The sequence below is a fragment of the Microbacterium sp. F01 genome (assembly GCF_056156365.1).
Genome location: NZ_CM149592.1, coordinates 3,677,172 through 3,699,992 on the forward strand (window position 1 = coordinate 3,677,172; position 22,821 = coordinate 3,699,992).

The following is a 22,821-nucleotide window of genomic DNA, read 5'->3' on the forward strand; positions in this document are numbered from 1 at the left end:
GCCGAGGCGCGCCGAACCGCATGCGGATAAGGGCTCAGCGCCACCCGGCTCCCGGTAGCAGATCGAGCTTCTGCAGTTCCTCGGCCACGATGTCCGCGTACACGCCTGCGCCGTACTCCGAGGTGTGCGTGCGGTCGCCGTTGATCCGGATCAGGTAGATCGGCTCCGCGTCGACAGGGCCCAGTGTCTCCACCAGGTCGCGGCTGCGCTGCGTCAAGTCGATCAGCGGCACGTCCAAGTCCGTCGCGACGGCGCGCATCTCCGCGGGGAGATCCGCCAGATCGGTCACGATGAGTCCGACCGGGTTGATCACGCCGTTCGTGAAGCGCAGGCGGACGATCGGGGTGACGAGCACAGGAGTCGCACCGCGTGCACGCACGCGATCCACCAGCTCGGTCAGGTTCGCGCGGTACTGCTGTGCCGTCGTGGTCTTGTCGTTGTGCGCGAGCTGGATGAGTGCAAGGTCTCCTTCTCCGAGCTGCGGCTCGAGGGCGTCGAACAGCTCGGACTTGGCGAGCACGGACTCGGAGCTCTCGCCCGACCCGGAGTGGTTCACGACGCTGATGCCGAGTCCGAAGTGCGCAGGGAGGCGCTGACCCCAGCCGGTGTAGGGCCAGGTCTCCTGGTCGGTGACGGTGGAGTCGCCGATCAGGGCCACCTGCCGCGTGCGCGGAAGGGCCTGTCGGATCCCGATGCCGGCGATGGCGGGGGCGTCCCCCGCGAAGGTGAGTCTGAGCCCTGGCGTGCCGGTGCCCGCGGGCTGGTTCTGCTGTCCTTCGGGGTCGCGGACGTTGACGGTGAACGACCTGCGGGTGTGCTCGCCGGCGGCGGTGTCGACCGCGGCGAGCACCAGACGGCGGCTTTCGGCGTAGATCTCGGTCTTCGCGGGGTCGACCTCGGAGCCGAGGTCGACCGTCACGTCGTAGTTGCCGGGTGCCAGGCCCTCGAAGGTGCACACGATCGGGACCTCGCCCGTGCACGACGCGAGCAGCGCGGGATCGATCCGCGGCCCGGCCTGGTCGAGTCCGGGCGGCGACGCCTGCGCTGCGGCCGGCACGGCGAGGCCGGTGGCGACGAGCGCGATCGACAACGCGGACGCCGCGAGGCGTCGGCGGGTGGGGGAGGAAGTGACCTTCATGACTTCATCGTCCTTTCGGATGCATCCGCGCCCGGCGTTGGGCGCGAAAGTAAGTCTGGTCAGGCATATTGTCTTGCGGGAGGATCCGGACAAAACCGATCGCGACAGCAGTCGGCGCTCAGGCGATGCGGGCGAGATCGGGCGATGTGACCTCGTCGGCGAGTTCGCCTGCTGTGACGAATCGTTCGACTTCGGCCACGACGTGGTGACCGAGTCGTCGAAGCTCGTTCCCGATCGAACCGGCGATGTGGGGCGTGAGGGTCGCGCCGGGCAGGGAGAAGAGCGGATGCCCCGGCGGCAGGGGCTCCGGATCGGTCACGTCGAGCACGGCCCGCAGCCGATCGGCGCGCAGCTCTTCGACGAGCGCGTCCGTGTCGATGAGCGAGCCTCGCGCCGTGTTGATGATGGTGGCGCCGTCGGACATGAGGGCGAGCTGTTCGCGCCCGATCATGTGGAAGGTCTCGGGCAGTGCGGGCGCGTGGACGGTCACGACCTGGGATCGGGTCAGCAACTCAGGCAGCGGCACGAGTTCCGCGCCGAGTTCGGCCGCCTCGAGTGCGGTGACCGACGGGTCGACCAGCAGGCAGTCGATGTCGAACGGGCGCAGCAGCTCGAGCACTCTGCGACCGATCCGGGAGGCCCCGATGACGCCGACGGTGATGCCGAATGCCCCGACGTCGCCGCGTGGGCGCGCCGCCAGCAGGTCGTGCGTGCGCTCGAAGTCGTGTGCGGACCGCAGAACATCGCTTGCGCTCAGCAGGATGGTCGCGAGTGTATATTCGGCGACGGGCACCGCGTTGGCACCCGCAGCGCTGGAGACACGGATGCCGCGTTCCCAGACTGCCGGCGTCACGAGCCGTTTGACCGACCCGGCGGCGTGGACGACGGCGCGCAGCCGGGGCCAGTTCGCGAGGGTGGCTCGGTCGAGACGAGGCGCGCCCCAACCCGTGATCAGGATCTCGATGTCGTTCGTCCGCGCGGGGATCGCCGCGAGCCCGGGCGTGAGCACCGTGTCGTGAAGTGCGACGATCCCTTCCAGATCCCGGCGGGCGCGCGGCCCGAACACATCGGAAGCGAGCTGTGTCGACTCCATGGCCAGGAGGGCGGGCGGACGGGTCATAGGAGCGCCTCACCCTCGGCAGCGACGACATCCACCGCTCCGTCCGGCCATCGCACGACGATGCACTCCGCCTGGACGGCGATCGACGGAACCGAACAGGGGTCGAGCCCGGCACCGGGGGTGCCGAGTGCTACGAGTGCGGCGACGACCGAGCCGGCTTGCGCGGCGGCGGTTCCCTCGGCCCACGGGGTGACCGATCCGGCGGCGAACGGATCGCCGCCGGATCTTTCGGCCAGGCCCGAGTCCTCGAGGCCCCGCAGTCCCACGACCGCACTCGTCAGCCCGTCCGCGCGCGAGGCGCCGGCAGCGGCCGCGCTCCACTGGCCGAAGGCGACGGGCAGCGACCAGCCGCCGATGCGGAATGTCCACGGTCCCGGGTCCGCCGGCCACACCTCGTCGGCGGCGCCGGCCGCGGTCGGTGTGGACACCGCCGGAGCATCGCTCCACCACGCCAGCCTGAGCTCCTGCACCCCGTTCACCACCGAGGCGACCGTGACGCGAGGACCGCGCCGCATCGACGTCCATCCCGCGACATCGGAGGCGTCGTCGTCGGACGGTCCGTCGAGCCAGTGCACGCGGGAGCGCGACACCGCGACGCGCCCGCCCACGTGCACCGGCTCGATCGCGTCGCGATGGGACGGCTTCCCGCGGCCATCGAGCAGCGCGACGTGTGATTCCAACGGCTCGGCGACCGCTGCCCGCGTCAGTGCGGGGGAGGTCGCCGAGGAGTAGCCGAGCCGCTGGTAGAAGGGGTTGTCCGCGCGCGGGGCGCCCGCGGGTCCGCGGAAACCGTCCGACCCGTGGTTCAGCACGCGCACCACACCGTCGCGCTCGGAACGCACCACCAGCCACCCGGGTGCCGTCAAGGTGCGGGCGCTCACCTCGGCCCGCGGGGAGACGGATGCCTCGGCCGCCCACTCCGGATGATCCGACGGAAGGAGCAGACCCAGCATTCCTTTGCTCGCCCAGTACGGCGACGACGCGCCGGTGTAGACCTGCCGGATCGGCAGGAACTCTCGATGCCAGCCGATGGGAAGGAGTCCGCGGTCATCGACGCTCCCGGCGGCGACGAAGCGGTCAAGCACCGGCGCCGCGAGAGCGCGGGTCTCGCCGGGAGCCAGAGGCGTGGCATCCGCGATCGTTCCTGCCCAGAACGGCGCGAGCATCGCGAATCGGTAGGTCAGCGACCGGCCCTGGAAGAGCGGGTCGCCGTGCGAGCCGACGAGATCGCGTGCCTGGTCGAGGAACGCGCGCAGGCGCTCCCTGTGCAGAGGTTCGAGCTCGATGCCGCGGATCCGCGCGTGCATCAGCGGGTAGACGTGCCACGCCCATCCCGCGTAGTAGTCGAAGCTGCGGCGCGCGCCATCGGGCCCGGCGCCGTCGGAGTACCAGCCGTCGCCGACGTAAAGGCTCTCCTGGATGTCGGCGTTGCGGTCGAGATCGTCCTGGCGCCATGGCCCGCCGACCGAGGCGAGGAAGCACTCGATCACATTCTGGAACCAGATCCAATTGTTCGTGTACCCGCCGGTGCCCACGACACCCGCCAGCCACCGCACGGTTCGCTCCTGGACCGAGGGATCGAGCCGGTCCCACAGCCACGGTCGCGTCTCGGCGAGGCCGATCGCGATCGATGCCGCTTCGACGACGGCCTGACGCCGCTCGGTGATGGTCGGCCACCGCTCCGGGCTCGCAGCATCCGTGCCCGAGGCGAGTCCGCGGGCGTACCGCTCGAGCGAGCCGGCGGGATCTTCGCCGCCGGCGCCGCGGACGCGGAAGGCCGCGAGCAGGAAGGTGCGGGCGAAGCCCTCGAGTCCGTCGCTCCAGCGGCCGGAGGCGCTGGAAGGCCCGGGCAGCGTGATGAGCGAGCCGCTCGGCGAGGCGAACGGGACGACGGCGCGCAGCAGGTCGTCCGCGACCTGCTGCCACCCCTGGCGTGCCGTCGTCTGCGGCGCTCGTGTCCCCTGGTACGTCATCGTCACCTGCCGATCGTGTATTACGATCCTGTAGCCATCCGCCCTTTCGGACAATTTCGATCACCGAACGGTCATGCGGATCAGACTGCGACGAACGGACTTCGCACATGGCCGGACAGAATTCCTTGCCGAGAACACGCCACGAACATCTGCTGCGTGAGCTCGAGCTGCACGGCATCGCCAGCGCGGCAGACATCGCCGAACAGCTCGGCGTCTCTCAGGTCACGGTGCGCCGCGACATCGTCGAGCTCGAGCGGGCCGGAAGGCTCGCCCGCGTGCACGGTGGCGCGATCGCGCTGGGCGCCCCGTCGGTGGCGCAGCCCGCGCGGGCGAACGTGGGGGTCGTCGTGCCGTCGTCCGTCAGTTATTTTCCCCAGATCGTACGGGGAATGGATGCCGCCTCCCGCGGTGGCCGAACGCGTGTCGTGCTCGCGACCTCGCAGTACCGGGAGGAGCTCGAGCAGCGGCAGGCCGAGCGGCTGGTGGACGTGGGTGTCGCGGGGATCATCCTGGCGCCGACGATGAGGCATCGGACCGAGGCCGAGCTCGCGGACTGGGTGCGCACGATCCCGGTGCCGGTCGTCTTCCTCGAGCGCCGGCTCGAGTCCACGGCGCTCGCCGCCTTCGACAGCGCCCGGACCGATCACGGCCGCGGTGCCCAGCTCGCCGTCGAGCACCTCGCATCGCTGGGTCACGGGCGCGTGGGGCTCGCCCTGTTCGATCGCACACCGACGGCGCCGCTCGTACGCGACGGGTACACCGCGGCCGTGGCCCGGCTCGGACTCGCCGACGCCCCGTACGCGGCGCTGCCGAAGGGCGAGGAGGGCGACGGCGAGCCGCTGGATGACGGCCTGCGAGCGTTCCTCGACGCGTGCGCGGCGACCGGTACGACGGCGGCGATCGTGCACACCGATGTGCACGCCGCCAGGCTCGTGGAGCTCGCCACGGATCGCGGCATCCGTGTCCCGCAGGATCTCGCGATCGTGGCGTACGACGACGATACGGCCGGCCTCGCGATGGTGCCGCTGACGAGCATCACCGCACCTGGCCGCGATCTCGGCCAGGAGGTGCTGCGCATCATGACGGAGCGGATCGCGTCACCGGACCGGTCCGACACCGCCGCGCGTCACATCACGATGCTGCCGCGGCTCACCGTGCGCGAATCGTGCGGAGCGCTGGTGTGATCGTTTTTGTCCACTTGTCCGGATGGGATGTGCCCGTTGCATAGATTGACCTCCGCCGACGCTTTGACGCCCGTACCCGGGGTCGGCGAGACCGATGATCAGAGAGGATCACTGCAATGAAGCACACAGCACGGATCGCAGGCATGGCCATGGCGGTCACGCTGTCGGTGGGCGCGCTCGCCGCCTGCTCCGGCGGCGCAGACGACACCGGTGCCGAGACCTCAGACGAACCCGTCACCCTCGAGCTCGTCTGGTGGGGCAACGACAGCCGTGCCGAGATGTACCAGGCGGCCATCGACGTGTTCGAGGAGAAGCACCCGAACATCACGGTCAACGGCAACTTCGCCGACTTCCCCTCGTACTGGAACGCCCGCTCGACCGAGGTCGCCGCTCGTGCACTTCCCGACGTGATGCAATTCGACCAGGCCAACCTCATCCAGTACGGCGCGAAGGGCGCTCTGCTGGATCTCGCGCCGTACGTCGGCGAGCAGGTCGACCTGACGACGATGGACGACGTGATCGTGCAGGCCGGTGAGATCGGCGGAGCCCAGGTCGGCGTTCCGCAGGGGACGGGAACCCTCGCGCTCTTCGTGAACCCGGCGCTGGCCGAGGCGGCCGGCGTCGAGCCGCTCGATGCGGACTACACCTGGGAAGACCTCAACGACTGGATCGAGGAGGTCACGGCGGCAGGCACGTCGAACGCCGCGGGAAGCCCCGTGTACGGCGGTTACGACCAGGGCATCACCTCGTGGTTCTTCCTGCAGTGGCTTCTGCAGAACGGCGTCGAGCCGTTCGACGAGGACGGCACACCTAACTTCACCCAGGACGACATCGTCGAGTGGATGGACCTGACCACGCCCCTTCGCGAGGCGGGCGCGTTCTTCCCGCCCGACCGCGCCACGCAGATCGCGCCGGCCGACGGGTTCGCCCAGCAGGAGACCGCGAGCTCCCTCACGTGGGACAGCTTCTTCTCGCGGTACACCGACATCGCCGACCTCGAGACCCTGCCGGTGCCCACCGGGCCCGAAGGCGACAAGGACGTCTTCTACACCGTGCTGCACCTCGCCGGCGCGTCGAACACCGAGCACCCGGCCGAAGTCGCGGAGCTGCTGGACTTCTTCGCGAACGATCCGGAGGCGGCGAAGATCTTCGGCACGTCCCGCGGCGTCCCGGCGTCGTCCGAGCAGCTGGATGCGCTCGACTTCGAGGAAGGCTCGCTCGAGGCGAAGTCGCTGGCCTACCGGGACTCGCTCGCCGACCAGGAGACCGTGCCGGCTCCCGTCCTTCCGGAGTCGTTCGCGACCCTCGAGGCATCGTGGACCCGCCTGAACGGCGACCTCATGTACGGAAAGATCACGGTCGACCAGTTCGCGGAGCAGTGGTGGGCTGAGGCCGAGCAGGCCGGGCTCTGATCCGACGGATCCGGAGATGACCATGACCATCGATTCCCCCGTGGCCGGCGCGACCGACGTCGCGCCGGCCACGGCCGCACCTCCGACATCCCGCACGCAGCGTCGCCGCTCCGGCACGAACGGCCACGAGAACCGCGCCGGCTACACCTTCCTCCTCCCGTGGCTGCTCGGATTCTTCCTGCTCACCGCGGGACCGATGGTCGCGTCGCTGTATCTGTCCTTCACGAGCTACAACCTCTTCCAGCCACCGCAGTGGGTCGGGCTGCAGAACTACGAGCAGCTGTTCGCCGACCCGCGGTTCCTGCAATCGGCACAGGTGACGCTCGTGTACGTCCTCATCGGAACGCCGATCAAGCTGGCGGCAGCCCTCGCCGTCGCGATGCTGTTGAACAACAGCCGACGAGGACAGGGATTCTACCGCTCCTCGTTCTACGCGCCGTCGCTGATCGGGGCCTCCGTCTCCATCGCGATCGTCTGGCGCGCCATGTTCATCGACAACGGCATCGTCGATCGGATCGGCGCGGCCCTGGGCCTCGACTGGGGCGGGTGGGTCGGCAACCCCGACTACACGATGCCGATGTTCATCCTGTTGGCCACCTGGCAGTTCGGTGCGCCCATGGTGATCTTCCTGGCAGGCCTGAAGGACATCCCCCAGGAGCTCTACGAAGCCGCCGACGTCGACGGCGCGGGCCGTTGGCGGCGCTTCTGGAGCATCACGCTGCCGATGCTGTCGCCGGTGCTCTTCTTCAACCTGCTCCTCGAGACGATCAATGCCTTCCAGGTGTTCGCCTCGGCCTACATCATCTCGGACGGCACCGGTGGTCCTGCCGGTTCGTCCCTCTTCTACACGCTGTACATGTACACGAAGGGCTTCGTGGAACTGCGCATGGGCTATGCATCGGCGATGGCGTGGATCCTGCTGGTCGTGGTCGGAATCATCACGCTCATCTTCTTCCGGAGTTCCAAGTTCTGGGTGCACTACGGAGGCGACTCGCGATGACACTCACCGACGAGCTCACAACCACCCGCGCGATCACGACAGGATCGGATCAGCGGTCCTCGGACCGCCGTCGCCGGACACCGAAAGCCATGGCGCGGTCGGTGGTCTTCCACGTCCTCTCGCTGGCGCTGCTGGTCGTGGTGCTGTACCCTGCAGCGTGGATGATCCTGTCGTCCTTCAAACCCAGCGATCAAATCGTCGGTGACGTGGGGCTGCTGCCCAAGGAGTTCACGTTCGAGAACTTCGCGAAGGCGTTCGACGGCATCGCAGGGATCTCTTTCTGGACGTTCTTCGGCAACTCCATGGCTCTCGCCGTACTCGCCGTGATCGGGGTGGTGGCCTCGTCGGCCGTCACCGCATACGCTTTCGCGCGCATCTCGTTCGCGGGCCGTGGGATCTGGTTCGCGTTGATGATCGGGACGCTGCTGCTCCCGTTCCACGTGGTGATCATCCCGCAGTACATCGTGTTCAGTCAGGCCGGTCTGGTGAACACCTACTTCCCGCTGCTGCTGGGCAAGTACCTGGCGACCGAGGCCTTCTTCGTCTTCCTCATGGTGCAGTTCATGCGCGGTGTGCCCCGCGACCTCGACGAAGCCGCGCGCCTGGATGGTGCCGGGCACGGCCGTATCTTCTTCTCGATCATGCTGCCCCTAATGCGGCCGGCCCTGGTGACCACAGCGATCTTCGCCTTCATCTGGACCTGGAACGACTTCTTCGGTCCGCTCCTCTATCTGAAGGACCCCGACCTGTACACGATGCCGATCGCCCTTCGCCTCTACGTAGATGCGACCTCCACGTCGGATTTCGGTGCACAGATGGCGATGGCCGTCCTGGCGCTCGTGCCGGTGCTGGTGTTCTTCCTGGTGTTCCAGCGGTACATCATCGGCGGCATGGCGTCGTCAGGGCTGAAGGGCTGACATGGCACGCGCGCAGTCGACGAAGAAGCGGATGCTGCACTCGCACGGGTTCGCCCTCTTCGGCGAGACGCTGCTCGTCGGGATCGTCGTGGCGGTGTGCGCGCTGCCGGCCATCACCGCCCTCGCGGGACTGGCGACGGGTGTCCGGCACCTCAAGCGCCACGTCACGGGTGAGGGCGACGGCATCCGTCCCCTTCTCGAGGACCTGGGAACCGCGCTGCGCACACTCCTGCTCCCCGGTATCGCCCTCGTCGCGGCGCTCCTCGCGATCGCGGTGGACCTCTGGCTTCTCACTTTCGTCGACGTGCCCGGCAAGGGCGCGGTGACCCTCGTCCTCCTCGGCGCGGCTGTCGGCACTGTGCTCGTAGCTGTGCGTTTCGCCGCCGGGTGGGTGCCGGGCGCTGGGTGGCGGTGGCAGGGGCGCGAGGCGCTCCGGTTGACGTGGGGCGACCCGGTGGGTTCGGTCCTGCTGGCCGCGGCGGTCGGCGGGGTTGCCGTCTTCGCATGGATGTACCCGCCGCTCGTCCTCATCGGCGGCGGACTGCTCGCGCTGGCGGGGGTCGGGGTCGAGATGCGACGCCTGAGCCGCGCAGAACCCGGCATCGGCGGGTGAGAAATGCTGCGCGACGTGCCGCTTAGCGGCGTCGAGATCCGAGGCGCCGCGCATCTCGAGCACACCGATGAGGGCATCCGGCTCACGCGGCTGACGCCAGAGGCCATCGCGATGGCTCCCGACGATTGGGTGCGCCGCGCCGCGACCCAGGGGGCGGGTGTGCGCGTCTGCTTCACCACCGACGCGCGGACCGTGGAACTGGACGTGCGTGTGCTGCGGCCCGTCGCGGTCGACGGGCTCGACGGGGGAGCGGTCGGGGTCGTCCCGCCGCCCGGAGCGTTCGACCTCTTGATCGACGGTGAACTGGCTGGCCGGTGCCACGCGGTGGAGCACGGTCTTTATCGCCTGCACTTCGCAACTAAGGTCGCCGAGGCGGATCACGCGCCGGTGACGACTCTCCCATTTCCCGATCTGCCCGGCCGGACGGCGAGCGTCGAGATCTGGCTTCCGCAGCAGGAGACGGTCACGATCGCCGCGTTGAGAGCTGATGGTGCTGTTGCCGCGCCGCCGCCTCAGCGGCGGCGGTGGGTGCACCACGGCAGTTCCATCAGCCATGGCTCCGGTGCTGCTTCGCCCAGCCGCATCTGGCCGGCCGTCGCCGCACGGGAGGTCGGCGTGGAACTCACGAATCTGGGATTCGCAGGCAACGCGCTGGTTGACCCGTTCGCCGCGAGAACGATTCGCGACACACCGGCCGATGTGATCTCGATCAAGCTCGGGATCAATGTGGTGAACCATGACGCGATGCGCCGGCGCGCCTTCGTATCCGCCATCGAGGGGTTCATCGCCACGATCCGGGACGGGCACTCCGCGACGCCGCTGCTGGTGGTCAGCCCGATCCTGTGCCCGATCGTGGAGAAGGCTCCGGGTCCCACCGTCGCAGACCCTGTCCGCGACGGAGAGTCCGCGGCGTACCGCACGCTGGGCAGAGCGGACGAGATGCGTGACGGAAAGCTCAGCCTCCAGGCCATTCGGGTCGAGCTCGAAAGGGTCGTCCAACGGCGCCGTGCCGCGGGCGACGACGCGATTCATCACATCGACGGCCGGCTTCTGTATGGCGAAGCCGATGCCGTCGTCCGGCCGCTTCCCGACAATCTGCACCCCGACGCGTCGACGCACCTCGTCATGGGGCACCGTTTCGCCGGAGTGCTCCGCGAAGCCTTCACGACTGCGGGCACTCCGGTGCAGCTGGAAGCCGGGCATGGCTGAGACCACGCTTGTCGAAGTGGCGCAGGCCGCCGGAGTCTCACAGTCGACGGCGTCTCGCGTGCTCAACGGATCGACGCGCAACGTGCGGGACGACAACGCGAAACGGGTGCGCGACGCCGCCGCGGAGCTCGGCTATGCCGTCGACGTGCGAGCGCAAGCGACTGCACGACGCAGGTCGACCACGGTCCTCATCGTCGTCGACGCGCTCACCGACCTAAGGATCATGCGCACGGCCGAGCTCGTCCATCGGCTTGCGGATGAGGCCGGCCTCCTCGCGCAGATCACCGCGTGCCCGGTCGCCTCCGACAGGGCCGCGGGCATCGTCCGGGTTCTTCGAGGACAGCGGCCGCGCTCCATCGTCGTCCTGCACTCCACCTCCGCTCCGAGCGCCGCGGTGGCCGTAGAACTTGATCATTACAAAGGGCACGGGGGCGTCCCTGTCGTTCTGAGCGTCTCCTCCCACGCGGACGTGGATTCGCCGATCCTGACCGATTTTGTCCGATTGATCACTGCGGCCGAGGCTTCGTCCTAGTTTCGGTGGCGGTCGGAGCCAGCGACGGCTCCACAGATTCATCGAGGAGTCATCACCAATGGACATCAGTCGTCGAACTCTGCTTCAGTCGTCGGTCGCTGCGGGCGTCGCTGCGGCCTTCGTGTCGTCGACCCCGTCGGCCGCCAGCGCGGCGCCACTCGCGCGCGGCGCGTTCGGTCAGGTTGCACCGCATGCCCTCACGGGACACGGGCCGATCCCTGTTCGCTGGCTCGAAGGTGGGACACCTGCGCAACTCGTCGCCGGGACGACCTGGGGCGTGCCGTGGCCGCGCGGTGCGCTGAGCCCGGAGCAGACGTTCGCTCTGGTCTCCGAGGCGGGCGAGTCCGTCCCGGTGCAGAGTTGGCCGACGGGGTGGTGGCCAGACGGCTCCGTGAAGTGGACCGCGCACGCCCTGAGCGGAGCATCCGGGCGAACTGCCGGGTACTCGCTACAACCTGGGACACCCGCGCCGCCGGCGACAGCGATCTCAGTCTCCGACAACCCGGGGCGCGTCGTCGTGGACACCGGCGTCATCCGCGTTGAGTTTCCCAAGAACGGGGCGAACCTCGTGTCATCGATCCGTCGCGGCGACACGGTCATCGCGGAGAACGGCCGGCTCGTCGCCTCCCGTCAGGATCAGCCCGACACCGACGGAGCCGAGAAGGTCGCCCGAGAGCAGTTCCAGAGCCAGGTGTCCGATGCCAAGGTCGAGCAGAGCGGACCGGTCCGCGCCGTCGTGCGCGTGACGGGGAACCACAAGAAGGGGAACCGCACATGGCTCCCGTTCGACGTGCGGTTCTACCTCTACGCCGGATCCGACGGCGTCCGCGTCGTGCACAGCTTCGTTTTCGACGGCGACGAGACCAAAGACTTCATCACGGGCATCGGCTTCAGCTTCTCCGTGCCGCTCTCGGCGCAGCTGCACGACCGGCACATCCGGTTCGCCGGCGAGGCTGCCGGCGTCCTCGGCGAAGCCGTCCGGGGCATCACCGGGCTCCGTCGCGACCCGGGCGCCGCTGCGCGCGCCGCACAGATCGCGGGGACGTGGACCCCGGATACCGCCACGTGGGATCAGCGCGTGACGTCGCGACTGCAGTGGATCCCCGCGTGGGGCGACTACAGCCTCAGCCAGCTCACAGCCCACGGGTTCGAGATCCGCAAGCGCACGAAGGCGGGGCATTCCTGGATTCGCGTCGATTCAGGCAAGCGGGCCCGCGGTCTCGCCTACGTCGGCAGCCCCGGAGGCGGCCTCGCCTTCGGCATGCGCAACTTCTGGCAGCTGCACCCCACGGAGCTCGAGATCTCGGGTGCCGCGACGGACAAGGCGACGGCCACGGCGTGGATGTGGTCGCCGAAGGCGGACGCGATGGACCTCCGGTTCTATCACGACGGCATGGGACAGGACACCTATGCGAAGCAGCTCGACGCGCTCGAGATCACCTACGAGGATTACGAGCCCGGCTTCGGCTCACCCTATGGCACTGCCCGCACCACCGAGTTGAGCTTCTGGGCTCTGGGCGCCACACCGACCGCCGCCGACTTCAGCGCCCTCGCGGACGCGAACGCCACCCCGCCGCTCTTGGTGAGCTCTCCCGAGCACAACCACTCGGCAGGGGTGTTCGGCTCCTGGGCGCCTGTCGATCGGTCGAACATGAAGAAGATCGCGGTCGAGGACAAGCTCGCCGTCATGCACCAGCACTACGTGCAGCAGGTCGACCAGCGGTCGTGGTACGGGTTCTGGGACTACGGCGACGTGATCCACGATTACGATCGCGACCGGCACGTGTGGCGGTACGACATCGGCGGCTACGCCTGGGACAACTCCGAGCTCAGCACCGACATGTGGCTCTGGTACCACTACCTGCGGACCGGCGATGCGACGGCCTTCCGTTTCGCCGAAGCCATGACACGTCACACCGGCGAGGTCGACGTCTACCACCTCGGCGAGTACCGCGACCTCGGAACCCGCCACGGCATCATGCACTGGGGCGACAGCGCGAAGCAGCAGCGGATCAGCAACGCCGGCTACCGCCGTTTCTACTACTTCCTCACCGCCGACGAGCGGGTCGGCGACCTGATGAAGGACCTCGTCGACGCCGACAAGACCTTCCTGGTGCTCGACCCCGCCCGCAAGATCCGCGACGAGGTCTACAACCCGCAACCCGATGCGCTCGGCGTCTCTACGACGACGGACTGGGGCGCGCTCGCTCTGGCCTGGCTGGCCGAGTGGGAGCGCAACGGCGACCCGGTCGCGCAGGAGAAGCTCATCAACGGCGCCAAGACGATCGCCGCGCTCCCCAACGGGTGGTCGCAGGGCGGAGAGGTGCGATACAACCTCGCCGACGGCAAATTCAGCGGGCCCAGCGAGAAGAGCGTCGATGTCGGGTCGCTGGACTCCGTGTTCGGGTTGTTCGAACTCATGACGGAGCTCATCGAACTCATCGACGACCCGACGGTGACAGAACAATGGGTCAACTACTGCCGGCTCTACAACGGCACCTCGGCGGAGCAGATCGCGATCACCGGGTCCTCGTGGGGAAGCCAGAACCTCCGACAGGCGTACTCGCGGGCGACGGCCTACGCAGCCCACAAGCTCGGCGACATCGCCCTCGCACAGCGCGCGTGGCGGGAGTTCCGCACCGGCCACGCCGGCTACCCCGAGAGCCTCGCTTTCACAGCAACACACGTCGAAGGACCCGCGGTGCTCAACCCAATCGATGAGGCGCCGTTCAGCACCAACGCCAGCGCTCAATACGGGCTCGCCGCCATCCAGAACCTCGCCCTCGTCGGCGATCAGATCTGAAGTCAGGCCAGACATGCTCGCGAACATCGGCGGATGGCATCTCATCCTTCTTCTTGCCGTCCTGCTGCTCCTCTTCGGAGCGGCCCGCTTACCCGCGCTCGCGAAGGGCGTCGGACAATCCGTTCGAATCCTCAAGAAGGAGACGAAAGAGGTCGAACCGGATCCGAAGCAGACGACCGACACGTAAACACAACGGTGGGTGGGCGAGACGCGCCGATCCACCGCGGTTGGCCAAGGTCGCGGCGCTGATGCGAAGAACATCCATCGCAAGACTTCCCGCCTATCTGCCTGACGCTCGCGGGGCGGTATGACTCCGACATGCCACACTCCGTCCGCTCCCATCGGTCGAGATGGGTGAACCCTCGTATCGCACCTAAGTGGACGGCAACATCGCCCTCGCTCGCGTGGGTCCGTGGCGCGTGACGGGAGTCGGGTCAGCGGACGCCGAGGGTGGCGTAGTGCGTTTGGCCGTCGTCGAGCTGGACACCGATTCGCCAGTAGTAGCCGGCGCCCGTGACTTTCCAGTTGTATTGGTAGAGGCCGAGGGAGTAGCGGAAGGTGGTTCCCGTGTCCTCGGTGGCGGGGGCGAAGGCCGTCTGGGTGAGTGGGGCGGTCGTCGCGGGTCCCCTTGTCGGGGAGAGCCACTTCGGAGCGGTGCTGGCTTGGACGACGCGCCCATTCGCGTCGAAGAGGACGAAGTGGACCGGGAGGGTGCTGCCCGACTTGTGGATCCCGACGACCGGCAGTGCGGGGTAGACGTCGATGACGGGCGGCAGGAAGCCGAGGAAGAAGTAGATGACCCGGTAGGTGCCGGTCACCGTGGTCCTATTGCCTGCGCGGTCGGTCGCGACGGCCGTGTACGAGAAGGTTCCGACTCCGTTCGCGGTTCCGCCCGTCACCGTCACGACGCACCCCGCGATACCCGAGTAGGCATCGGTCGCCGCGCACGACGCCGTCGGGACGGCCCCGAGCATGAACGTGCCTCCCTCGACGGAGATGTCCGCCTTGCGCAGTTGCGGCTTCTCGCGGTCGATCTTGATACCGCCGATGCTCGTCGACGCGGTGTTCCCTGCCCGATCCGTCGCCGTGCCGGCCGCAGTGTTGGAGGCGCCGTTGTCGGACAGGACCAAGTCGTCGGGGCACGCAGCGACGCCGGAGAGGGAGTCCGTGCACGTGAAGCGCACCGTCACGGGCGACGTGTACCACCCGTTGGCTCCGAGAGTTCCCGCGACGATCGCCGCGGTGATCGTCGGCTGCGTCTTGTCGATCCGGACGGTCACCGTGTCGCTGCCGATGTTACCGGCGGTGTCGCGAGCCGTCCCGGTGATCTCTGTGCCGTTCGTCTCGCTGGTCAGGGTGGTGTCACCTGTGATACTTCCGGGATGGATGCCGGAACCGGCGTCGTTGTCGCGGGCGTCGAAGTGAACGGTGGCGTCGGTGTTGTTCCAGCCGTTGGCGTTCGCGGCCGGTGAGACGGTGTGGGTGACGGTGGGTGCGATGGCGTCCCAGAGCAGCTCGGTGGACTTGGGCTCCTCGCTGTTGCCGGCCCGGTCGACCGCCCAATAGGTGATGGTGGCACCGCCCGCCGCGTCGATCGGCACCTCGACGGTCGCGGTCGCGGCATCCACGATGCGCTCGTCGCCCTGGCCGATGCGGTAGTGGATCTGCGCCAACCCCGACAGGCCCGCCTGGTCGGTCGCCGTCATGACGACGATGGCCGTGGCGCCCGTGCAGTAGCCGTTGGCGCGGACGCACTGGTTATCGATGGTGGTGCTCGGCGCCGTTCCGTCGATGTTGATGCCCGACACCGTCGCGGTCGCGGTGTTCCCCGCGAGGTCGACGGCTGGTGCGCTGGTGACGCTCTGGCTGCCGCCATCCCCGGAGACGAGCTGGCTGGTCGGGCACTCGGCTACACCCGAGAGCGCATCCTGACAGGTGAAGTCGACGACGACGGCGTCGCGGTACCACCCGAAGCTGTTCGCCGGCGTGCTCGGGCTCCCGGTCACGACCGGCGCCGTCCGATCGATCTTGATGCCGGTCACCGTAGCGGGTGCGCTCACGTTCCCGGCCTTGTCCGAGATCGTGACCGGGCCCGCGCTGAGACTGCTCCCCTCGCCCGTCACCGTGGTCGCGGCGGGCTGCGTCGCCGGATCCAGGCCTGACAGCCCGTCGTCGCCGGCCCACTCGACCACCGCATCATCGTTCAACCAGCCCGCCGCGTTTGGCGCGGCCACGAGCGCTCCAGAGAGTGTCGGAGCGGTCTTGTCGATGTTGACCGGACCGACGACCGTGCTCGAGTGGTGGCCCAGCACGTCGACGGCGTCACCGGGCACGGTCTGCCCGAGCCCCTCGTTCGTCAAAGTCACGTCGCCCGCGCACCCGGCGACCCCGCTGTCGTCGACACAGGCGAACCGCACCGACACGTCGCTGTTGTGCCAGCCGAACGCGTTCGCCTGCGGCGTCACGGTGGACGTGATGATCGGCCCCGCGGAGTCGCAGTCCACCGCGTTGTAGGCCGCCTCATACGTCGTCGGCTTCGGGACGCCATCGATCGTTTTGGTCGCAACGATCGTCGCGACCCCCGCAGGCAGATTCTTCCCGCTCGCCGCGAACGTCATGTAGTTCGGTGTTCCCGCGCTTAGTTGCGAGACTGTTCGGTCTCCCAGTGCCGTGGTCACCTGCACATCCGCCGGAACGGACTCCTTGTTGAGGACGTAGACGGCGAGCACGGGAACCGCGTTCGTGCACTGCGCCCGCGCATTGACCGCGATGGACGTGGCCGCTCCACCGATCGGGTACGACAGGGTGATCGGCGCGCTGGGCGGCGACGCGGACGAGGTGCCCGACGCGTTCGTGGCGGTCACCGCGAACGTGTAGGACTTGCCGTTCACGAGACCGTCGATCCGGCAGGTCAACTCGCCGGCGGTCGTGCAGGAGCGGCCGCCGGGCGTAGCAGTCGCGGTGTACTGCAGGATCGCCGACCCACCGTCATCTGCCGAGGCCGGCCAGGTGACCCGGGCCGCCCTGTCACCGGTCACAACCGTCGCCCCCGCAGGAGCGCTCGGCACCGCAGCCGCGGCGGCCGGATCGACCGCCAGGGCGACGTTGCCTGCGACCACGACCGCGACCGCGACGAGCACGGCGACGGCTCGCCGGCGAAGGGATGAGATGGCGGTCATGGTGCACGTCCTTGAAGAGAATCTGGCTGTTCGGCCGCGCCTCGGCGAGACGGCGCGGTCAGCGCCGGCCGGCCGGGACGCGGATCCCGGCCGGCCCGATCGCTAGTTGCAGGAGACCGCCGTGTAGCCGGCCTCGTAGGTGGTTGTGACGGGGGCACCGCCGACCGTCTTGGTCGCGTCGATCGACGCGACGGCCGCCGGCATCGCTGCGCCCGAAGTGGTGAACGTGAGGTACACGGCCTTGCCCGCGGCGAGGGATGCGGTCTGCGTCCCGTAGGCCGTCGTCACCACCGCGGTCACCGCCACCGACTCCTTGTTCAGCACGTACACCGCGAGCGACGGCTTCGCGTTCACGCACTGCGCCTTGGCGCTGACCGAGACCGACACGTTCCCGGCCGTGCCCGGCGCGAACGACGGCGTCGCCGGAGAAGTGGGCGCGGAGGCCACCGACGTGCCGACGGCATTGGTCGCCGTGACCAGGAAGGAGTAAGCCGTCCCGTTCGTGAGGCCCTCGATCCGGCAGGTCAGCGCGCCCGTGGTCGTGCAGGTCTTCCCGCCCGGCACCGCCGTGACGGTGTAGCCGGTCACGGCCGACGTCCCCGGATCGGTCGGCGCCCCCCAGGTGAGCTTCGCCGCGGCATCACCGAGTGCCACCGTCACACCCGTGGGTGCGCCGGGAACCCGGCCCGCCGGCGGAGCCGCGGGGATACTCACCACACCCGTGGTGCTCACCTGACCGGCGACGTCCGTCGCACGGAAGTACACCATGTGCGCGGCGGCGTCAGGGGCCGCGACGGGGGCGGAGTATGCGGACCACGGGCCCGCATCGACCTGATACTCGACCAGGGCGACTCCCGAGCCGCCATCGGATGCCGACACCTCGACCGACCGCTCCACGAGCGAACCCGAGACCGTGGGCGCGGTCAGATCCAGCTTCAGCGGGAGCTCCTGGACCTCCGAGGCGTTGCCCGCGACATCGGTGGCCCGATAGCTGAACGTCGTCGTGCCTGCAGGGATCGAGACCGCCGTGCCGTACGCGCTCCACGCACCGTCACCCAGCCGATACTCCACGCTCGCCACGCCCGACTGGGCATCGGTGGCGGACAGGCTGACGGACACCGGCGACACGAACCAGCCGTTCGTGCCGTCGGCGACGGCAGGTGCCGTGCTCGCCGTCACCACGGGTGCCGTGACATCCGCGGGCGCGGCGACCGTCACGCGGATCACGTAGCTCGCGAAATCGCCGGGGAACGAGTCCGACGTGACGATGATCTCGTTCTCGCCGGGCTCCAGATCGACGGTCGCCTGTGTGGCATCGGCCGCGGCGAGGTCACCGCCCACCTGGACCTGCTGACCGGTCCATCCGCGCGCCCACGTGAGTGTGATGGACCCGACCGTCGCGGGCAGCTCCTGCGCGAGTGTGTACGGGTCGTCCGTCCCCTGCCGTGCCGGATCGAACGCCGGCGAGAGCTCGTACCCGTCGACGCCCAAGGCGCGCAGCGAGTTGGACTGGTTGGGGTTGGTGCGGGAGATCGAGACGGTGTACGTCTTCTTGCTGCCGTTCTCGGCGGTCACCACGATCGGCACCGCGGTGACCCATGTGTCCGCGCTCTGCGACCCCTCGGCGAGATCGACGTCCACGGCACCGCCGGCGGTCTCATCGACCCCGTTGACGGTGACGTGCGCGAACGGGCTCGCGGTCGCGGCCTTGATCGACACGCTCTCGGTGTGCGGGTCGACGGTGCCGGCGTACTCGTCGCCGGAGGACGTGAGCTCGACCGCAGCCGCCCCGCTCGTCGCCTCGACCGAGACGAGTGACGCGTCGTCGTAGTCGTAGGGATCACCGGTGTTCACGCGGAAGTAGTCGATCAGCATGTCGCCGACGTTGGAACCATTCACGAAGAACTCGAAGTAGTCCAGATCATCGACCTTGGTGCGCAGCGGCTGATCCGCCAGCACCGGCGTCTTCATGTCGTCGATGTAGAAGTCGAACGTGCCCGAGTTCAGATCGATGACGTTGCGCACGGTGTACCAGCGACCCACCGCGTAGTCCGCGACGTTCTTGATCGTGCTCGCCCCCGTGACGTTGTGCGTGATGATCTTGCCGTTGGAGAGGCCAAACGTCCCGGCCGGGTTGGTCGACGCGGCGGGGTTCGACGCACTCCAGCTCGATTCGGTGAACGAGTACATCGCGACCTGGTTCGGCGACCCGGTGGTCGTGGTGCGCTGGATGCGGGCCTCGACCGTCACCGTGCCCGTGAGGTTGAGCTCGGTCGGGTTGTGCACGACGAGCGCCCCGGAGCTGCTGCTCGTCTTCGCGATGCGAAGGTACTTGTTTCCCGCGCGCGACGCGTCGTCACCGATCGTGATGGATCCGACGGCCGAGTTCGTCACGGCGACCAGGCTGTTGTCCGCCGTCCGCGTGAAGGCACCGGTCGACTCGTCATCGAACGTCTCATTGATCGCGTACTCGGTCTCCTTCCGCTCGGCGGCGATCGCGAGGTCCACGGTCACCGTCCGCGCCGCCCTCACCTCGACGTCGGCCTTGGAGCCCGTCACGTAACCGGTCTTGCCGGCCGTGAGCGTGTACCCGGTGCCCTTGGCCACGTCGCTCAGCGTGTACGAACCGGCTGCGTCCGAGGTGGCCGTCGCGACCGTTGCGCCGTCCTTCACGAGCGAGACGGTCGCGCCGGCGAGCTTGGTGCCCGAAGACGTGATGGTCCCGGTGAGGGTTCCGGTGGTGGCTGTCGTCTCGCCGAGCGTCAGCTTCGTGTTCACCGTCGACCCGGCTGGAAGGTTGACGGCGACGGCTGCGCCGGCGCTGTAGCCGGTCGCGCTCGGGGTGAGCGAGAAGGCACCCGGCGCTGCTTCTACCGCGTAGCGGCCGCCGGTGTCAGCGGTCACCGTGCCCGACCCGTATGCGACGGTGGCACCTCCCACCGGGCTGCCGTACGCGTCGACGACGACGCCCGTGAGCAGGCCCTTGCCCTGAGCGGGCACGTAGGAGGTCGGTCCGACGGTCGGCGGGGTCGTGAGGGGCACGCCGAACATGTCGACCCCGATCGGCAGGCTGCTCGTGTCGGCCGCACCACGGGCGGCGAAGCCCGGAGCGATCGCCGCGAGATCGACGGCGGAGCCCGACGTGATGAGCGGCGAGTCGAACGACGCGATGGCGGCGTTGGCGACGTCGTCGGCGGGGTTGCCGCCGAGCTTCGGGTCGGCCGTGATCGCCTGGGTGTCGGCGGCGGGCGCGGTCACCTTGGGGCCGTAGTACGCGTTGGCCCGGAAGGTGACGCCGGGGAACTCGGTACGGAACGCGGCGGCCGTCACGTCGGCACGGGTGTTGACGAACACGTTGTTGAGCACCCAATGCGGATTCTTCGCCAACAGGTACTCGCTCGCGCTGCCCGAGGACTCGAAGAAGCCGACGGTGTTGTTCTTCACCGGCTTCTGCGTGTTGTACATCAGATTGTTGTAGATGACGTTCACGCCGGCGTTGCCATGCGGGTTGACGTAGTTGCGGTCGACGTCCTGGATGACGTTGTAGCGCACCACTGCTGTGCTGAAGGCGAAGCCGCACAGCAGGATGCCCTCACCGGAGTTGTGGACGTAGTTGCCCTGGATGAGGATGTTCGAGGTCCCGCGGTCGGGGTCGATGCCGTTGGAGTCGGCCGCGTTGGCCCGCGTCTCGAGCTCGGCGACCTCATTGTTCTGCACGACGATGTCGTCGGAATAGTAGAGCTCGATGCCCGACACGCCGGCTCCGTCGATGAGGTTGTCGTCGACAGTGCCGCCCTTGACGCTGGTGAGGTAGACCGAGTCCCAGCCGTACTGGGTGTCGCGGTTGGTGAGGTAGTTGCCCTCGATCACCACGTCCGTGTGGGGGCGCCAGTCGGGGTCCTCGGTGATCACGCCGGTGCTGCTGGCCTTTGCGACCGCGCGGTCGCCCCAGCCGGGGTCGACGTCCTGGTATCGGTACTCGCCCATGCCCGAGAACTGCTTGAACATGATGTTCGCGAACGACGTGTTGGCGATGTAGCTGTCGCGGATGATCACGTCCTGGAACTGCGAGACGGTGTGCGCGTCGCCCTTGAGGCCCTCGAAGAGAATGCCGCCGGTGCGCTTCGAGCGGTCGAGACCGGTGTTGCCGATCGACCAGATCACACCGCTGACGTCGTGGATGAAGACGTCGTGGATCTCGAACCCGCTGAGCGTGCCCGCGTTCTCCCCCTGGACGTGAATGCCGCGCAGGTCGCCCGTCTTCGGGTTCTCCTCGCCCGCCTTGAGGCCGTCGTTGAGACCCGGCTGGAACTTCGACGGGTCGAAGCCGTCGGTGACGTTGCTGATGTCGAGATTCGAGATGTCCCAGTGCTGCTGGTTCGTCAACTGCAGCACGTCATTGACCACACCCCGGCCGTCCAGCTGGGGCGCTGCGCCGGTCCCGTAGCTGGAGAGCACGATGGGAGCCGCTGTCGAGCCGGAGCCCTTCGGCGCCAGCAGCGCCGTAGGGTCGGCCTTTGCGACGTCCGTGGGCACGCCGGCGCTCCAGTTCGTGTAGTCGTAGGCCTCCTTGGCGACCGTGGTTCCATCGGCCGCCCACGTGCTGCCCGCCTTGAGCAGGATGCGGTCACCCGGCTGGAACACCGTCGCGTTCACCTTCGCGAGCGTCTTCCACGCCGTGCCCGCCGAGGTGCCGTTGCTGCTATCTGCTCCCGCCTGCGAGTCGACGTAGTACGTCGTCCCCGTTCCGGTCGGCGCCGATCCGTCGGTGACGAGCAGCTGCTCGCTCGCCACGACGGCGCGGCCCTCGGCCTCGAGTCCGCTCTTGTCGGTGTAACCGGTGAACGCGGAAGCAGATGCCTCTGCGGCAGACGCGGCCGGCGCGGAGATCGCCGTCAGCGATGCGGCGAGTGCGACGGCGACGGCTGTACCCAGCGCCACTCCTGTCGCGGGTCGTCGGTTGAAAACGAACATCGGTGTTCCTCTCAGAGCTGCGGTGCTCGTGAAAAAAACGCTTGCAGAAAGCGTTTTTTCAGGCTAGCCGGTGCTCCTGGTCAAGTCAACAGATTCGAGCGATATGATCGGCGGCCGACCGCGGTCGAGCGAGGCGACGAGGCTGCCGGCGCGCAGCTCACCTCTCGAGGAGCCCCGCGAGCTTGGCGATCTGCTCCTCCGTGTCGAACGCCGAGCCGAGAGCGACGACCCGGCATCCCGCTTCGAGGAACGACGCGGCGGTCTCGGGGGTGACTCCACCGGTGGCGACGAATTGCGCGTGGGGGAACGGACCCCGGAGATGCCGGATCCACTGCGGTCCCAGGCGCTCCGCGGGGAACGCCTTGAGCCATGTCAGCCCGTGGCCGAGAGCAGCCTGCACTTCGCTGCCGGTCGCGACACCCGGGATGTGCGGAAGTCCGCGGTCGACGCTGGCTCGCGCCACCGCGGGATCGAACCCAGGGGCGACCGTGAAAGCGGCGCCCGCCTCCGCGGCAGCATCAACCTGATCGACGGAGACGATCGTGCCGGCGCCGACGTCGAAGCCTCGTTCACGAGCGGCCCGCACGACAGCGCGCAGCACGGGGATGTCATCGGCGCCCATCACCGGGACTTCCATGACACGAACCCCTACGCTCCATGCTGCTTCGGCGAGCTGCAGCGTCCGAGCCAGCCCCTGTCGACGGAAGATCCCCATGACGGGGACGTCGGCGAAGGTGGCTTCGAAGTACTCGGCGGTCATACGGAAC

15 protein-coding genes are annotated in these 22,821 nt (G+C 68.5%); 9 read left to right on the plus strand and 6 right to left on the minus strand.

Annotated features, from left to right (window positions below; translation table 11 throughout):
- Positions 1-34: 34 nt before the first annotated feature.
- The 3 genes from ACVN90_RS16965 to ACVN90_RS16975 all read right to left on the minus strand — a co-directional run bounded on the left by ACVN90_RS16965 (position 35) and on the right by ACVN90_RS16975 (position 4,231).
- Positions 35-1,138, minus strand: a complete 1,104-nt coding sequence (locus ACVN90_RS16965; RefSeq protein WP_475099373.1) for a rhamnogalacturonan acetylesterase — start codon at positions 1,136-1,138, stop codon at positions 35-37.
- 118 nt (positions 1,139-1,256) lie between these two features.
- Positions 1,257-2,258, minus strand: a complete 1,002-nt coding sequence (locus ACVN90_RS16970) for a hydroxyacid dehydrogenase (protein WP_475099374.1) — start codon at positions 2,256-2,258, stop codon at positions 1,257-1,259.
- Positions 2,255-4,231: a DUF2264 domain-containing protein gene (locus ACVN90_RS16975; protein WP_475102148.1), complete on the minus strand. Its 1,977-nt coding sequence runs from the start codon at positions 4,229-4,231 to the stop codon at positions 2,255-2,257. The genes ACVN90_RS16970 and ACVN90_RS16975 overlap by 4 nt, the downstream gene beginning before the upstream one ends.
- Before the next feature lie 125 nt (positions 4,232-4,356).
- On the opposite strand from ACVN90_RS16975, the gene ACVN90_RS16980 reads away from it, so the two are divergent.
- The 9 genes from ACVN90_RS16980 (at position 4,357) to ACVN90_RS17020 (ending at position 14,088) form a co-directional block, all read left to right on the plus strand.
- Positions 4,357-5,415, plus strand: a complete 1,059-nt coding sequence (locus ACVN90_RS16980; protein ID WP_475099375.1) for a LacI family DNA-binding transcriptional regulator — start codon at positions 4,357-4,359, stop codon at positions 5,413-5,415.
- 116 nt (positions 5,416-5,531) lie between these two features.
- Complete coding sequence (locus ACVN90_RS16985; protein ID WP_475099376.1) at positions 5,532-6,827, plus strand: ABC transporter substrate-binding protein; 1,296 nt, start codon at positions 5,532-5,534, stop codon at positions 6,825-6,827.
- A gap of 16 nt (positions 6,828-6,843) precedes the next feature.
- The gene (locus ACVN90_RS16990) at positions 6,844-7,827 is read left to right on the plus strand and encodes a carbohydrate ABC transporter permease (RefSeq protein WP_475099377.1); all 984 of its coding nucleotides are present in this window, start codon (positions 6,844-6,846) and stop codon (positions 7,825-7,827) included.
- Positions 7,824-8,744, plus strand: coding sequence for a carbohydrate ABC transporter permease (locus tag ACVN90_RS16995; RefSeq protein ID WP_475099378.1), 921 nt, complete (start codon positions 7,824-7,826; stop codon positions 8,742-8,744). The genes ACVN90_RS16990 and ACVN90_RS16995 overlap by 4 nt, the downstream gene beginning before the upstream one ends.
- A gap of 1 nt (position 8,745) precedes the next feature.
- The gene (locus ACVN90_RS17000; RefSeq protein ID WP_475099379.1) at positions 8,746-9,357 is read left to right on the plus strand and encodes a hypothetical protein; all 612 of its coding nucleotides are present in this window, start codon (positions 8,746-8,748) and stop codon (positions 9,355-9,357) included.
- A 3-nt stretch (positions 9,358-9,360) separates the two neighbouring features.
- Positions 9,361-10,566 (plus strand): SGNH/GDSL hydrolase family protein, encoded by a 1,206-nt coding sequence (locus tag ACVN90_RS17005; RefSeq protein WP_475099380.1) that lies wholly within the window; start codon positions 9,361-9,363, stop codon positions 10,564-10,566.
- Positions 10,559-11,098: a LacI family DNA-binding transcriptional regulator gene (locus ACVN90_RS17010; protein ID WP_475099381.1), complete on the plus strand. Its 540-nt coding sequence runs from the start codon at positions 10,559-10,561 to the stop codon at positions 11,096-11,098. The genes ACVN90_RS17005 and ACVN90_RS17010 overlap by 8 nt, the downstream gene beginning before the upstream one ends.
- A 58-nt stretch (positions 11,099-11,156) precedes the next feature.
- Positions 11,157-13,901 (plus strand): exo-rhamnogalacturonan lyase family protein, encoded by a 2,745-nt coding sequence (locus ACVN90_RS17015; protein ID WP_475099382.1) that lies wholly within the window; start codon positions 11,157-11,159, stop codon positions 13,899-13,901.
- A gap of 13 nt (positions 13,902-13,914) precedes the next feature.
- Positions 13,915-14,088 (plus strand): twin-arginine translocase TatA/TatE family subunit, encoded by a 174-nt coding sequence (locus ACVN90_RS17020; RefSeq protein ID WP_475099383.1) that lies wholly within the window; start codon positions 13,915-13,917, stop codon positions 14,086-14,088.
- 247 nt (positions 14,089-14,335) lie between these two features.
- Here the strand turns inward: ACVN90_RS17020 and ACVN90_RS17025 are convergent, their stop codons facing one another.
- From ACVN90_RS17025 to ACVN90_RS17035, 3 genes are all read right to left on the minus strand, one after another.
- The gene (locus ACVN90_RS17025) at positions 14,336-17,080 is read right to left on the minus strand and encodes a PxKF domain-containing protein (protein ID WP_475099384.1); all 2,745 of its coding nucleotides are present in this window, start codon (positions 17,078-17,080) and stop codon (positions 14,336-14,338) included.
- A gap of 102 nt (positions 17,081-17,182) precedes the next feature.
- The gene (locus ACVN90_RS17030) at positions 17,183-22,054 is read right to left on the minus strand and encodes an OmpL47-type beta-barrel domain-containing protein (RefSeq protein WP_475099385.1); all 4,872 of its coding nucleotides are present in this window, start codon (positions 22,052-22,054) and stop codon (positions 17,183-17,185) included.
- 157 nt (positions 22,055-22,211) lie between these two features.
- Entirely contained in the window at positions 22,212-22,814 is a 603-nt protein-coding gene (locus ACVN90_RS17035; protein ID WP_475099386.1) for a bifunctional 4-hydroxy-2-oxoglutarate aldolase/2-dehydro-3-deoxy-phosphogluconate aldolase, read from the minus strand.
- Positions 22,815-22,821: the final 7 nt, after the last annotated feature.